We start from the raw sequence: 14290 nt of genomic DNA, 5'->3' as shown, positions 1-14290 counted from the left end.
ACCGGTCGCGCACAGGGCGCTTTCCGAGGCTTCGGCTTTACCGCCGTGTCTGATTCACGTGCAAACGCCGCTTCGGTCCGGTCGCGCGCGAGGCGCGCTCCTACAAGGCAGCTTGTGTAGGAGCGCGCCTCGCGCGCGACCGCCTCCGGCAATGAATCTCCTACCGAAGGCGTAGGAGCAGACCGTGTCCGCGATGCCTACAGCGCATCCGCCTCCCCATTGACCACCTGCTCCAGCTGATCCCCCGTATACCCCAGCACCTGGATCAACCGTGCCAGCTCCCGCTCGTCCAGCGAGTCATACGGCCGGTTCTCGCACAGATGCAGATACGGCGATCCATCGAGATCCGCCTCGGCCAGAAACCCCGTGCGCTGCTCCCAGTTGAACCGCAGGCAGCGCCGCGCATCCACCCCTGCCAGCGGCCCGATCGGCGTAGACAGCCGCACATACCGCCGCCCGTCGTCGTCTTCCAACTCGGCAAGATAGATGCCCTGATGCCTTCCACCCCGCAGTTGCAGGTCGAAGCTGATGACATAGGGCTCGTTCTGGCGCAGCTTGTGCAGCCCGCCGATATGGGAGCGGATCGCCTCGAAGTGACGCATGGCCTTGGGGTCCGTCGTTCGGGAATCCGATGGTACGCTCCCGGATGTTTCCCCCGCATGCACGCCACGCCCATGACCGACGAACTCGACGACGACGAAGCCCGCGAGCTGCGTGCCAGCCGCATCCTCCAGGCCGTGGCCGCCATTCCGCGTGGGCGCGTCGCCAGCTATGGCGCCATCGCCGCCCGCGCCGGCTACCCCGGCCGTGCCCGCCTGATCGGGCGGGTGCTGGGCGATGCGCCCAATCGCCCGGACTTGCCCTGGCACCGCGTGCTTCGTGCCGATGGCAAGATCGGTATTCCCGCAGGCACGCGGAGTTACCGCGAACAATGCAAGCGGCTGAAGGCCGAGGGCGTCACGGTGAAGGACGGCCGCGTGCCGATGAGTGCTTTCGGCCTGGATCACGATCTGGATCGCGCGATCTGGGGCTGGCCGGGCGGTTGAGCAGGGGCGGGGTTTGCTAGCATTCGCGGATGCAGTCCCAGGCTCTCGACCTTCTCAACACCGTATTCGGTTATCCCGCGTTCCGCGGCCAGCAGCAGGCCATCGTCGAGGAGGTCGCCGCTGGCGGCGACGCTCTCGTCCTGATGCCCACCGGCGGCGGCAAGTCCCTGTGCTTCCAGATACCCGCGCTCATGCGATACGGCACCGGCATCGTCGTGTCGCCGCTCATCGCCCTGATGCAGGATCAGGTAGACGCCCTGCTGGAAGCCGGCGTCAAGGCGCGCTATCTCAACTCCAGCCTCGATGCCGTCACCCAGCGCGAGATCGAAGACCTGCTCGTCGCCGGCGAACTGGACATGCTCTACGTCGCGCCCGAGCGCCTGCTCACCGGCCGCTTCCTGGCGCTGCTCGACCGCATCCCCATCGCCCTGTTCGCCATCGACGAAGCCCACTGCGTCTCGCAGTGGGGTCACGACTTCCGGCCCGAATACCGCCAACTCACCATCCTGCACGAGCGCTTCCCCGAAGTGCCGCGCATCGCGCTCACCGCCACGGCGGACGAGCGCACGCGTGAGGAAATCGCCGAGCGCCTGGGCCTTCAGCAGGCACGGCGCTTCGTTTCCAGCTTCGACCGACCGAACATCCGCTATCGCGTGGCACCTCGCGAAAACGGCCGTCGCCAGTTGCTCGATTTCCTCGATGCACACCGCGGCGAGGCAGGCATCATCTACTGCCTCAGCCGCCGCAAGGTGGACGAAACGGCCGCGTGGCTGTCCGAGGCCGGGGTGGAATCGCTGCCGTACCATGCCGGCCTCGACGCCGACACACGCATGCGCCACCAGCAGCGCTTCCTGCGCGAGGACGCCATCGTGATGGTGGCGACGGTGGCCTTCGGCATGGGCATCGACAAACCCGACGTGCGCTTCGTGGCGCACCTCGACCTGCCGCGCAGCATGGAGGGCTATTACCAGGAAACCGGCCGCGCCGGCCGCGACGGCCTCGCCGCCGAGGCATGGATGGTCTACGGCCTGGGCGACGTCGTGACGATGAGCCAGATGATCTCGCAGTCCGAATCAGGCGACGACCGCAAGCGCATCGAGCGGCTGAAGCTCGATGCGCTGCTGGGTTACGCCGAAGCCACGCGCTGCCGTCGCCAGCTCTTGCTGGAAGCCTTCGGCGAAATCTATCCGGAGCCCTGCGGCAACTGCGACAACTGCCTGGTGCCGCCGAAGACCTGGGATGCCACGGTGGCGGCGCAGAAGGCGTTGTCCTGCATCTACCGCAGTGGCCAGCGTTACGGGGCGGGGCACCTCATCGATATCCTGCGTGGCGAGGCCGGCGAGCGCGTGCGTGACATGGGCCACGACAAGATCAGCACCTTCGGTGTCGGCGCCGACATGGATGCCACGCAATGGCGCTCCGTGTTCCGTCAGCTATTGGCCGCCGGCCTCATCGAGGCCGATCCGGAAGGCTACGGTACGCTGCGCCTGTCATCGCAGAGCGGACCAGTGCTGAAGAGCGAGCGCAAGGTATGGCTGCGCGAGGACGCACGCCCGACGCGCGGCCGGCGCACTGCCAGATCCTCACCGGCCGTCTCCGGCGCCTCGTTGGGCATCGAGGAAATCGAGATGCCGCTGTGGAACGAACTGCGCCGCGTACGCGCCGAACTGGCAAAGCAGCACGGCGTGCCCGCCTACGTCATTTTCCACGACGCCACCCTCCTGGCGATGCTGCGCTCGCTACCCCAGGACGAAGACGAACTGGGCTCGATCAGCGGTGTCGGAGAGAACAAGCTCAAGCGCTACGGCAAGGATTTCCTGGCCGTACTGACCCACGCGGAATAGGCCATTGCCCCTGTAGGAGCGCGCCTTGCGCGCGACCGGGGGCCGTCATCGTTTCAAATGTGCCTCACCTCCATGACGGCGACCGAACCGCTCGCCCCGTTCGATGCAATGCCTCATTCGCCGTAGATGGCCTAAAGGGGTCGCGGGCGAGGCCCGCTCCTACATTCCTTCGATGGTCGTTTTTGCATCTCCACCGGTAGTGGTCTGATGTACGTCATTCTGTGTTGAGGTTATTCTCAACTCCGCGCCACGCCTGAAAAAAATCGTCAGCGACGCTTGCATCGAAGCCGTGCCGTCCCCAAACCTTCGGGGTTAGCCCCAATCGATACGTTCGCCTGCCCGACGTGACGATGACGAGGGTGCATGCCGTCACTTCCCGGTGGCGGCCAACGACGACTCAGGGAGCCGCCCATGCACGACGCCACGCCACTCATTGCCACCATTGTCGGTGGTCTCGTCCTCGCCTTTTTCTTCGGTGCCATCGCGAACCGGTTACGCCTGCCCGTGCTGGCCGGCTACCTGCTGGCCGGCGTAGTCGCCGGCCCGTTCACTCCCGGCTATGTCGCCGATGCCCATATCGCCCAGGAACTCGCCGACCTCGGCGTCATCCTGCTGATGTTCGGCGTGGGCCTGCACTTCTCGTTGAAAGACCTGCTTTCGGTCAAGGCCATCTCCATCCCCGGCGCCGCCGTGCAGATGGGTGTCGCCACCGGCCTGGGCATGCTGCTTGGCTGGTCGCTGGGCTGGCCCATGGCCCAGGGCTTCGTCTTCGGCCTGGCGCTGTCGGTGGCCAGCACCGTCGTGCTGCTCAGGGCCATGGAGGAACGTCGCCTGCTCGATACCGACCGCGGCCGCATCGCCGTGGGCTGGCTCATCGTGGAAGACCTTGCGATGGTGCTGGCGCTGGTGCTGCTGCCGGCCATCGGTGGTTTCCTTGGCGCGGAGAACGGTGCGGACGCACCCACTACCGCGGCCCTGCTGGGCACCGTGGCCTGGACGATCGGCAAGGTCGTGCTGTTCGTTGCCGTGATGCTCATCGTGGGCAAGCGGCTCATCCCCTGGACCTTGCAGGCCGTGTCGGCCACCGGCTCGCGTGAACTGTTCCGCCTGGCCGTGCTCGCCATCGCACTGGGGGTGGCCTTCGGGGCGGCGAAGCTATTCGACGTGTCCTTCGAGCTGGGTGCGTTCTTCGCCGGCATGATGATGGGCGAGTCCAAGCTGTCCCAGCAGGCGGCGGAAGAAACATTACCGTTGCGTGACGCCTTCGCGGTGCTGTTCTTCGTGTCCATCGGCATGCTGTTCAACCCGCATGTGCTCATCGAGCATCCGTGGATTGTGCTCGCGGCCTGCCTGATCATCATCTTCGGCAAGTCGGTCGCGGCCTATGCCATCGTGCGTGCGTTCGGCCGTCCGCCGAAGACCGCGCTCACCATTGCCACCAGCCTCGCGCAGATCGGCGAGTTCTCCTTCATCCTCGCCAGCCTGGGCGTATCGCAGGGTCTGCTGAGCGAACAGGCGCGCGACGTGTTGCTGGCAGCGGCCATCGTCTCGATCCTGGTCAATCCGTTGCTGTTCGTGGCGCTCGACAAATGGGTGGCGAAGAACGACGCCGACGCACCGGACGAGCATCCGGACGTAAAGGGGCACACCGTGCTGGTGGGCTTCGGCCGGGTGGGGCGCCGCGTGTTTACCGAACTGGCATCTGCCGGTACGCCGATCCTGGTCATCGAAACCGACGAGGATGCCGTGCGCGGCTTGCGCGACGACACGCGTGCACAGGTGGTCATCGGCAATGCGGCCTCGGCGCCGGTGCTGGCCGAAGCCAACCTGTCCGGCGCACGCGCGCTGATCGTGGCGGTGCCCGATCCCTTCGAAGGCGGCCAGATCGTGCGTGCCGCCCGTGCGCTGCGTCCCGACCTGCCCATCGTCGCCCGCGCCCACTCGCAGGAATGCGTGTCCCATCTCTCGGGCCTGGGTGCCAGCGAGGTGCTGTACGGCGAGGAAGAACTGGCGCACAGCATGTTCGAGGCGGCCAAGGGCCCCAGGCCCGCCCCATCCTCCCACTAACCCTGTAGGAGCGCGCCTTGCGCGCGACCGGTTGGAAACGATACGCACATCGCTTCGAACGGTCGCGCGCAAGGCGCGCTCCTACAGGGGTCGACACGTCGTCCTAACGTCCTGATCGCTAACTTTGAGAGGTTGGCTTTCGATAAAACGAGGACACGATGGCTTCCCGGATCGAAGATTACGCGATGATCGGCAACTGCCGGAGCGCGGCCCTGGTATCCCGCGACGGCTCGATCGACTGGTTGTGCCTGCCGCGATTCGACTCGGCCGCCTGCTTCGCCGCACTGCTCGGCGACAGACAGAACGGCTACTGGAAACTGGCCCCTTCCGACCCGGATGCCACCTGCATCCGCCAGTACAACGACGGCAGCCTGGTGCTGGAAACCGAATGGCAGACGGCCACCGGCCGGGCGAAGGTGACCGACTTCATGCCCTTCGCGGGCGATCAGGTCGGTGTGACCCGCATCGTCGAGGGTCTCGAAGGCCGGGTGGACTTCCAGTCCATCTTTACCTTGCGTTTCGACTACGGCAACGCGGTGCCCTGGGTACGCCGTGTGGATGACCAGACCCTCACCGCCGTGGCCGGCCCCGATCTCATCGTGGTACGCAGCCCTGTGGCGGTGGAAGGCGAGGGCATGCACAGCATCGCCCGCTTCGCCGTATCGGCCGGGGAACGCGTGCCCTTCGTGCTGGCCTGGGGGCCGTCCCACCTGCCGCCCCCGGAAACCCCCGATGCGCTGGAGGCCCTGGAACGCTCCATCACCTACTGGGAAGAGTGGTCCGGCCGCTGCGTCGACGTTGGTGAGTGGAACGACATCGTGCGTCGCTCGCTGGTGGTGCTTAAAGGCCTGAGCTACCTGCCCACCGGCGGCATCGTTGCCGCACCCACCACGTCGCTGCCCGAGCAGCTGGGTGGCGAGCGCAACTGGGATTACCGCTACTGCTGGGCGCGCGACGCCACCTTCGTGCTGTCCGCCCTGGTCAACGCGGGCTATCACGAGGAAGCATCCGCCTGGCGTGACTGGGTACGCCGCGCGGTGGCCGGTTCGCCCGACCAGCTGCAAGTGCTCTACGGCATCGCTGGCGAGCGTCGCCTGGAAGAGTACGAACTGCCCTGGCTTGCAGGTTACGAAGGCTCGCGCCCTGTGCGGGTTGGCAATGCGGCCTCGGCACAGTTCCAGCTCGATATCTTCGGCGAGCTGGTCGGCGCGTTCTCGCATGCCGTGAAGCACGGCGTGGAGTTCGAATCGGATTCTGACGAGGTGCAGGCTGTCTTCCTCGATCACCTGGCCAGCATCTGGCGCCAGCCCGACGAAGGCATCTGGGAGATCCGCGGCGAATCCCAGCATTTCGTGCATTCCAAGGTGATGGCATGGCTGGCCTTCCAGCGGGCAGCCGAGCAGGACTTCAGCGGTCGCGATCCGCGCTACGCGAAGCGCTGGCAGACCATTGCCGACGAGATCAAGGCCGATATCCTCGCCAAGGGCATCGATCCGGCACGCGGCTGCTTTACCCAGGCCTATGGCTCGACGGAGATGGACGCGAGCCTGCTGCTGGTCACCCTCACCGATTTTCTGCCGCCGGACGACCCGCGCATCGTCGCCACGGTGAAAGCCGTGGAAGAGGATCTTCTGGTAGACGGCTTCGTGCTCCGCTACGACACCCGCAGCGGCGTGGACGGCCTGCCGCCGGGCGAGGGCCAGTTCCTGCCGTGCAGCTTCTGGCTGGTGGAAAACTACGTGCAGCAGGGCCGCATGGACGAGGCGCGCGAGCTGTTTTCACTGCTGGCCGGCCTTGCGAACGACCTCGGATTGCTCGCGGAGGAGTACGATCCGCATTCGAAGCGTCTGCTGGGCAACTTCCCGCAGGCCTTTTCGCATGTCGCGCTGGTCAACGCGGCCTATAGCCTGGCGCGTGGCAGCAGTGCAACGGCGGATGTCCATTCCACCCCCGAGTCCACCATTCCCCAAGGAGTCAGTGCATGAGCCAAGCCCAACCGAAGCGAGTCAGCTCGCGGGCTCATCCGGCCGATCCGTGTACCGTCGTGATCTTCGGCGCGGCCGGCGACCTCACCAGCCGCCTCGTGATGCCCGCGCTGTACAACATGCGCCGCACCGGCCTGCTGTCGGATAACTTCGCCGTCGTCGGTTTCAACCACGGCAAGATGAGCGACAACGCCTGGCGCAAGAACCTGCACACGGCACTTGAGCGCTACGTCGGCAACGGCGGCGGCAAGCTCGACGAAGACGCCTGGGACTGGCTCAGTGCGCAGATGACCTACCACGCCGGCGACTTCGACGATGCCTCGGCCTTCCAGAGCCTCGCCACGCGCCTGCGCGAGATCGACCGCAAGCGTGGTACCAAGGGTAACGTGCTGTTCTATCTCGCCACGCCGGAGCGTTTCTTCGGCGACGTGATCGAACGCCTGCGCGATGCTGACCTTGTGAAAGACGAAAGCCACGAAGGCGGCTTCTGGCGTCGCGTGATCATCGAGAAGCCCTTCGGCCACGACCTCGATTCGGCGCGTGCCCTGAACGAGCGCATCCTCAAGGTGCTGCGCGAAGACCAGATCTACCGCATCGATCACTTCCTCGGCAAGGAAACGGTGCAGAACATCATGGCCTTCCGTTTTGCGAACGGCCTGTTCGAACCCATCTGGAACCGCGATCGCATCGACCACGTGCAGATCACCGTGGCCGAAACCGTGGGCGTGGAGCGTCGCGGCTCGTTCTACGAGCAGACCGGCGCCATGCGCGACATGGTGCCCAATCACCTGTTCCAGCTGCTGGCCATGGTGGCGATGGAGCCGCCGACCTCCTTCGATGCCGAGGCCGTGCGCACGCGCAAGGCCGAAACCATCGAAGCGATCCGTCCGATCCTTCCCGAAGACGCCATCCGGGGCCAGTACGGTCCCGGCGCGGTGAACGGCCAGCTCGCCCGCGCCTACCGCGACGAACCCGACGTGGCGCCGGACTCGGTCACCGAGACCTTCGTGGCCATGAAGGTGTCCATCGATACCTGGCGCTGGTCCGGCGTGCCGTTCTACCTGCGCACCGGCAAGCACATGGGTCGCCGCACCACCGAGATCGCCATCCGCTTCAAGTCGGCGCCGTTCGCCCCGTTCCGCAGCACGGGCATGGATGCATTCGGCCCCGACTGGCTGGTGTTGCAGATCCAGCCGGACGAAGGCATCTCGTTGCAGTTCGACGTGAAGCGTCCGGGCCCGCGCGTGGAGCTGGCACCCGTGCGCATGGATTTCAAATACGCCGACTGGTTCCGCGCCGAACCTGCCGTGGGTTACGAAACGCTGCTCTACGATTGCATGACCGGCGATGCCACGCTGTTCCAGCGCGCGGACATGGTGGAAGCCTGCTGGCGCGCCGTGCAGCCGGTGCTGGACGACTGGGCACAGCGCACGCCGGCCGATTTCCCGAACTATGCCTCGGGCAGTGCGGGTCCGGCATCGTCGGATACGTTGCTGGCGATGGGCGGCCGTTCATGGCGTCCGTTGAATTCGTCGACGGAGCCGGCGGGGCGCAAGTCGCCGCGACAGAAAGCAGAATCGGCCACGCCAGCGGCACCCACACCTGCCGCGAGCAAGCCGCGCGCCACGAAGAAACGTGCAGCCAAGAAGACGGTAGCTTCGTCCCGCGTGGCAGTTGCGAAGAAGGCCGCTACAAAAAAGGTAGCGGCGAAGAAAGCAGCGGTGAAGAAGGCCGCGGTACGCAAGGCCCCTGCCACGAAACGCGCGGCAAAGCGCCCACGCACCAAGTAAGTACCTCGTCCCGAGCAAAGAAAACGCCCCGTCCTCACGGGGCGTTTTCTTATGTAGGAGCGCGCCTTGCACGCGACCGGTTATTGCGGTGGCCTGACGACCGAAGGGGTGGGAGTCGACCGTGTCGACGATGCCTGCGGAGCGAAACCCATCACCTTCGCGGGCACCCATCGCGGATGCGATCCGTTCTCACCGGCAATCAGGATAGGTATCGGTGATTTCGGTCGCGCGCGAGGCGCGCTCCTACACAAACAGGGCGGCGCGTATCGACAGGTGGTGAGAAGGGGCGGCAGAGTCATCCACCGCCCCCCATTTTCATCGGAAGCGCATGCTAAACAGCCTCCCCAGGAACGACGAGCCGGTCACGCGTGGTGATTGCATAGCAAGGTTGTGCATATCGTAAGGCGTCGAGACGTAACCATCCTCGATCTCCGAAAGCCCTTTGGCGTTTCTGCGCCCGACGTAGCCCGATACAACGGTCATGAAGTCGTCAAGGTCGAAAGCCTTCAGATGCTCCGTCCATGTGGAATAGAACGCATCGTTGGTGAGTGCCCTCAGCCTGTCCTTGATAGCGCCACCGACGCTTGGCGTGGCCCCACGGGGCGAGCCCAGCATCCGTCCGGCGTAACCGGAGCCTTTGGGCGCGGCACGGGTACCCGATGAACCAAGGGCACGCCCGGTCAGGCGAGATAGCGTATTTCTTCCCTGATTCAACAGACGACTACCGGCGGCCGCGCCCTTCTGAAAGAGTTCCTTAACCATTCGAATGCCAGATCGCCCCAGCTTGAGCGCCAACTGGGCCACTTTCTTTCCGAGGGTGGTGAGGCCACCTGCCAGGCCGGTGGCCAGGGATGCCCAGCTGAGGGCCTTTGCCAGTTCGGGGTTGCTGTCCTCAAGGATGGCGGCCGCGATACCGAGTCCGGCAGAGACGGCCGCCAGCCCGACCAGGGCGGCGGTGATCAACAGGGAGGCACCGCCGGTCAGGGCGGCAGTCAGGACGCCGAGCGCACCCCAGATGATTGCTTTGAAGATCCCTCCTCCTTTGCCCATGCCCAAGGGCCCGGGGAGGGTGTCACCCCATATCCTGCGAAGCCCGCGGTTCACCGCGCCCGATCCCACCGCCATGTGCCCGCTCGGATCGGCCATGTTCGCCGGATCGCCATCGAAGCAGCCGTGGGACTGTGGGCCGCCATCCCCGAAGGGGCTCCAGTCATCGGGTACGCCGAACTGCATGCCATCGGGGTGGTACGAGCGATAGCCGCAGCCTAGCGGATACTGGTCGTTGAGGTGATCGCGGTACTCGCCCTTGAAGCCCAGCAATGAATCGGTCTCGGTGGAGCTGTGCGCACCCCAGGCGGTATAGGTGTGGTACTTCGGTGTTTTCGCCGTGGCATCGAAGGTCAGCAGCACGGTGCCGTCGATATCGCGCAGCTCGAACAGGATACGCAGCACACCTGAGCGCTTGACGGTCTGCACGGTGCACCCTGCGCTGCCGGGCGCCAGCCAGCGACCATCGTTGTCTGGCTTCAGCTCACTGCGCAGGTCGGTGCCGTCGTAGACCAGATGGTGCTCGGCGTTACCCTGGCCGGTGGCCGACAGGCCGTTTAACGGGGTGTAGGTGTAATACCGCGACCCGGCCTGGGTCAGCCGGCCCAGCCAGTCGTAGGTGTAGGTCTTGCCGGTGATGTCCTTGGTGATGCGACCGTTCTTGTCGTAGACGGGCGTCGTGGCGGCCGGATAATCCGCATGGCTATGGGTGATGCCTGAGAGCCGGCAACCACTGGTGTCGTCATAGGTGTAGCTGCTGGTGCAGCTCCCGCCATCGAAGGTGGTGGTGCAGGCGGTGACGTTGCCCAGGCCATCGACGGTGAAGTCTTGCTGGCTGATCGTCTTGCCACCGGGGGTCTTCGGCTGCCAATCGCCGGTATAGCGGCACGACTTGATGCAGCCGGACGCGGTGTAGGTGTAGCTGCGCTTGCCCTTGCTGGTGCTGCCGTCCTTCCACTCCACGCTGTCGATGCGATCATCGCCGAAGTAGCTGTGCGTCAGCGTGTAGTCAAACCCGCCGGTGCCACTCTGCTGGAACCGGCGGCTGGTTTCCTTGCCTTCGCTGTCGTAGCTATAGGTGACGGTGACGGTGTCGGCGCCACGGACGATGGTGTCGCTTGCCAGGCGCCCCTGGGCATCGTAGGCATGCGTGGTGGTGACATTACCGGCGACGGTGGTCACGCGCTGTCCCTGGGTGTTGTAGGTGTAGGTGGCTGCGTTGCCGCCACCGTCGTTGTCCGAGAGCAGGCGTCCAGCCGAGGTGTAGCTGCGCTCCACGGTGCGTGTGACGCCAGTGCGTACGGTGGTCGTCTGCTTGGTGACCCGTTCGTTGATATCGTGCTCGCAGTCGACCTTGGCCGCGCCTTCGGTGGCCGAGGAGGTACGGGTGTTGCCGTGCAGGTAGCTGAAGGCTTGCGATAACGTGCCCTGGGTGACGATCTTCGGCTGATGCCCCATCTCGGGGATGGTCGTGTAGGTCAGCGAGGTACCGTCGCCATGTGTCTTGGTGGCAGGCACGGGTGTGGCGCCGCTGTAGGTATAGGTCTCGGTAATCCCGGCACGGGTGAGGGAGGTGCAGCGGCCCCAGGCGTCGAAGGTGCGTTCGCCCAGGGTGCGGGTGGTGCTGTCCCAGGTCACTGTCCGTTTGGTGGGTTCGTTGATGAGCCAGTCGGTGGGGTATTCGTAGTCATAGGCGTAGGTACTGCCATCCTCGTCGTGGGCTTCTCTGGTCACCCGGCCGATGGCGTCGTAGCCATAGGTGGTGGTATGCGTGCCGTGAGGCGTCACACGGGACAGCCCCAGGAGCCAGCCGTTCGCACGATAGGCATACGTATCGGTGCATGTGACATCACCGTTGGTGTCGACGGATTCGACCTTGGCCACCGAGCCGTTGAGGTTATAGGTGGTGCGCTTGCGTTGTTTGTCGCTGGCGGTGCCTGACCATTCCTCGCGGACGCGGTCGATGGGGTCGTATTCGTTAAACTCCTTGCGACCATCGCTGTAGGTATGGTGGCAGGCCTCACCCCAGTCGTCGTACTCGGTCGTGCAGGTGCTCTCCAGAGCGGTGCCGTCGGCCAGATAGTCGAATTCCCTGACGACAGATTCGCGCCCGAGCGCGTCGTACGTGATGGTCTTGACGTTGCGCCACGCCGAGGTGTCGGCGTGCCATACCTGTTCAAGGATGGGCTGGTCGCCGCCATCGTGTTCGCTGGCGTGCTTCTGGCCGTCGGGATCGGTGATTTCAACGCGGCCTGGCGACGGGTAGGCAAAGGTGGTGGTTTCTGCGTAGGTGGGGCTCTGTGCGCAGACGACGTGGGTGACGAGCCGGCCATGGGCATCGTAGGCATAGGTTGCCTTGTTGTTATCGGCATCGAGCTGTTCGATGAGTCGGCCGCTGAGCGTGCTGACGGTTTCTCTGGTGGTGCGAGAGATTCCGCTGCGCGTTTCCGTCGTCGTCGTGGTCAGCTCGGTCTGGTCGTCGTTGAGTTCGTAGGCGAATGCCAGAGACGTTCCGGTGCCGGCGACGATATTTTCGTTACCATCATCGTCTGCATCGTTGTTGCCTTGAGTGATGCTTTTCTTCAGGCCCTTCCGGAAGTCGTCGTCCTCCCACCATGTAGTTTTCTGGATGAGCGTGGCGTCGAGCATCGGTCCGCAGGCTTGTTTGGTGGTTTCTATTTTCTTTCGGTTCAATCCGGTGATGTTGTGATAGTTATAGTCCTTCCAATAGGTGATGCATGATTCATCTTCTTCGATCATCGCTACGATGGTCTGGCGATTGTCGATCGTTTCGATAGATCCTTGTGCGAGCGTCGGTGGAATGACCATGCCTGCCTGCAGTGAGGATGGGTCGTCTTGTTCGCCTGGCTTGGAGAAGAAATTCGGATGCAACGATGAACCTGCTTCCGAAATCATTTCTCCAAAATAAAGCGAAATGAAGTCATTCTTTGTGAGCGTCGCGAACACGCCTATTTCTTTCGTGGGATTGGTATCGTCAAACTCAGGGTTGGAGGATGCATAGGCATAAGCTGTTCGTGACGATACATCCATTTTTAATGGTGATCTTCCGTCTTCAAAGCGGATGTACGAGATGGATGCACGCGTCATTTTCTCGTCAGCTAATGCCTTGGATTTCTCCTTGTCGGTTTTTGCTTTTACGTAGTTTTCAGCAGCTTCCTTTCGTATGTGTTTGTATGTTTTTAAGCTAGTTGATGATTTTCTCTCTGGGGTGAGTAACTCATGAGACGGATGCGAGATGGTAATGGTCTTCTCATCGGTGACCGTGATTTCCTCCGACTCTGCATGGCTTGATGTGTAGACATGAATTGTCTTTCTGTTGCCCTGCACGATTTCCGTCTGGTAGCCATTGGGCATCCATGACCCAGTTAGCTTGTAGCGCTTGTCATCGTCTTGCCAGAAGTAGCTGTAATCCGCCGTCGTGGCGTCGCCCTCACCACGAGGTGTGATGGTGTGGCGGGCAACGCACGGCAGGGCGGAGAGTTTCTCGTTGCCCGGGAACTTCAGCCCGTTATCCGCGTAGGTCACGGATTGCCGCAGGCCTTCGAAGGTCACGATGTCGTTGAGCAACCAGCCGCAGGTGGCATGCTCTTGATAGGCAAAACGGGCCTTCGGTCCATCGGCGGCGCCTACCGGTTTCTTTGCCCTGTCCTGTTCGGCTTTCCAGAGGCCATACTCCGGCGGTTCGATGGAGGTAAGCGCGTACTGGGCGTTCAGGTTAAGCGTGTAGGTCATGGCCTCGGTGGTGCCGGGCCAGAAATTCAGGCGGATATCCGTGGGGGCGGCGACCTGGTCATCGGCTGGCCCGGTGGCGCTGGCGCGGTAGTTGATCGTGAGCAGGCGTCGTGCCGCTGCCTTCTTGCCTGACGCGTCGGTGGCGCCATCGTCGTTGATGGCGGTGAGGCGGATCTGGTATTGCGTGTTGCCGGCCACTGTTTGTGCGACGGCGACCCAGGTGAGATTCAGGTAACGGTAGCCGTCGGTCGTAAATTTCACCGGTACCCAGATCTGACTGCTGCCCTGCTTCTTGAGGGTCTCCACGCGGCCGTCGGTGCGTTCGACCGTCATGGTCGTGTTGTTGTCCGTCCAGGTGATTTTCACGGCGGCGTTCTTGAAGGTTGCACCCTTCTTGACGTCGATCACCTCACCGGTATGCAGGGTGAGGTCGTCGTTCTTCTCGTACCAGGTGGTAACGGCAAATGACCAGCCATCGCCGAGGGCGGCCATGTTGTTCACCACAGGGGAGTAGTACAGGCTCAGGTCCATGACCGGGCCCTGTCCGGCGTTGCCGGTGATTTTGGGCAGTGGCACCAGTGCCTCGAACAAGCCCGTCCGTGGGTCGACATGCGTGCGCTTCTGCGTCGTGGTGTTGAAGATGGCGTCGTTCTGGCTATCGCAGGGGTCCGTGCCCATCGCATTGTGGTCCATGTCGCTCTCCTGTGCGGTGCGGATGTGGGGTTCGGGAGGCGCGCGTCGACGCGCTGGCTAGCAGC

Annotated in this window: 7 protein-coding genes; 5 read left to right on the top strand and 2 right to left on the bottom strand. The window is 63.8% G+C overall.

Annotated elements, in window-relative coordinates:
• Positions 1-197: 197 nt before the first annotated feature.
• Complete coding sequence (locus tag KR767_RS02530) at positions 198-602, bottom strand: hypothetical protein (RefSeq protein ID WP_166952949.1); 405 nt, start codon at positions 600-602, stop codon at positions 198-200.
• A gap of 57 nt (positions 603-659) precedes the next feature.
• On the opposite strand from KR767_RS02530, the gene KR767_RS02525 reads away from it, so the two are divergent.
• The 5 genes from KR767_RS02525 (at position 660) to zwf (ending at position 8732) form a co-directional block, all read left to right on the top strand.
• Positions 660-1046, top strand: coding sequence for an MGMT family protein (locus tag KR767_RS02525; RefSeq protein WP_208392725.1), 387 nt, complete (start codon positions 660-662; stop codon positions 1044-1046).
• Between the two features lie 29 nt (positions 1047-1075).
• Positions 1076-2890, top strand: coding sequence for a DNA helicase RecQ (gene recQ / locus KR767_RS02520; protein WP_250877988.1), 1815 nt, complete (start codon positions 1076-1078; stop codon positions 2888-2890).
• 411 nt (positions 2891-3301) lie between these two features.
• A complete protein-coding gene (gene ybaL / locus KR767_RS02515) occupies positions 3302-4957 on the top strand; it encodes a YbaL family putative K(+) efflux transporter (RefSeq protein WP_250877987.1) in 1656 nt (551 codons plus the stop codon).
• Between the two features lie 158 nt (positions 4958-5115).
• The gene (locus KR767_RS02510) at positions 5116-6942 is read left to right on the top strand and encodes a glycoside hydrolase family 15 protein (protein WP_250877986.1); all 1827 of its coding nucleotides are present in this window, start codon (positions 5116-5118) and stop codon (positions 6940-6942) included.
• Complete coding sequence (gene zwf / locus KR767_RS02505) at positions 6939-8732, top strand: glucose-6-phosphate dehydrogenase (protein ID WP_250877985.1); 1794 nt, start codon at positions 6939-6941, stop codon at positions 8730-8732. Before KR767_RS02510 ends, zwf begins: the two co-directional genes overlap by 4 nt.
• 315 nt (positions 8733-9047) lie before the next feature.
• Here the strand turns inward: zwf and KR767_RS02500 are convergent, their stop codons facing one another.
• Positions 9048-14225 carry an RHS repeat-associated core domain-containing protein gene (locus KR767_RS02500; protein WP_250877984.1) on the bottom strand — a complete coding sequence of 1726 codons (5178 nt, stop codon included), beginning with the start codon at positions 14223-14225 and terminating at the stop codon, positions 9048-9050.
• Between the last annotated feature and the right edge of the window lie 65 nt (positions 14226-14290).

The sequence above is a fragment of the Luteibacter anthropi genome, from assembly GCF_023699965.1.
GTDB classification, from domain to species: Bacteria; Pseudomonadota; Gammaproteobacteria; order Xanthomonadales; family Rhodanobacteraceae; genus Luteibacter; species Luteibacter anthropi.
This window is presented reverse-complemented; position numbering and strand designations above follow the sequence as displayed.

What these genes read in the sequence shown, in the direction of transcription:
- KR767_RS02530 (WP_166952949.1), bottom strand. Translation starts at nt 602, where the DNA reads ATGCGTCACTTCGAGGCGATCCGCTCCCATATCGGCGGGCTGCACAAG.
- KR767_RS02525 (WP_208392725.1), top strand. Translation starts at nt 660, where the DNA reads ATGCACGCCACGCCCATGACCGACGAACTCGACGACGACGAAGCCCGC.
- recQ (WP_250877988.1), top strand. Translation starts at nt 1,076, where the DNA reads ATGCAGTCCCAGGCTCTCGACCTTCTCAACACCGTATTCGGTTATCCC.
- ybaL (WP_250877987.1), top strand. Translation starts at nt 3,302, where the DNA reads ATGCACGACGCCACGCCACTCATTGCCACCATTGTCGGTGGTCTCGTC.
- KR767_RS02510 (WP_250877986.1), top strand. Translation starts at nt 5,116, where the DNA reads ATGGCTTCCCGGATCGAAGATTACGCGATGATCGGCAACTGCCGGAGC.
- zwf (WP_250877985.1), top strand. Translation starts at nt 6,939, where the DNA reads ATGAGCCAAGCCCAACCGAAGCGAGTCAGCTCGCGGGCTCATCCGGCC.
- KR767_RS02500 (WP_250877984.1), bottom strand. Translation starts at nt 14,225, where the DNA reads ATGGACCACAATGCGATGGGCACGGACCCCTGCGATAGCCAGAACGAC.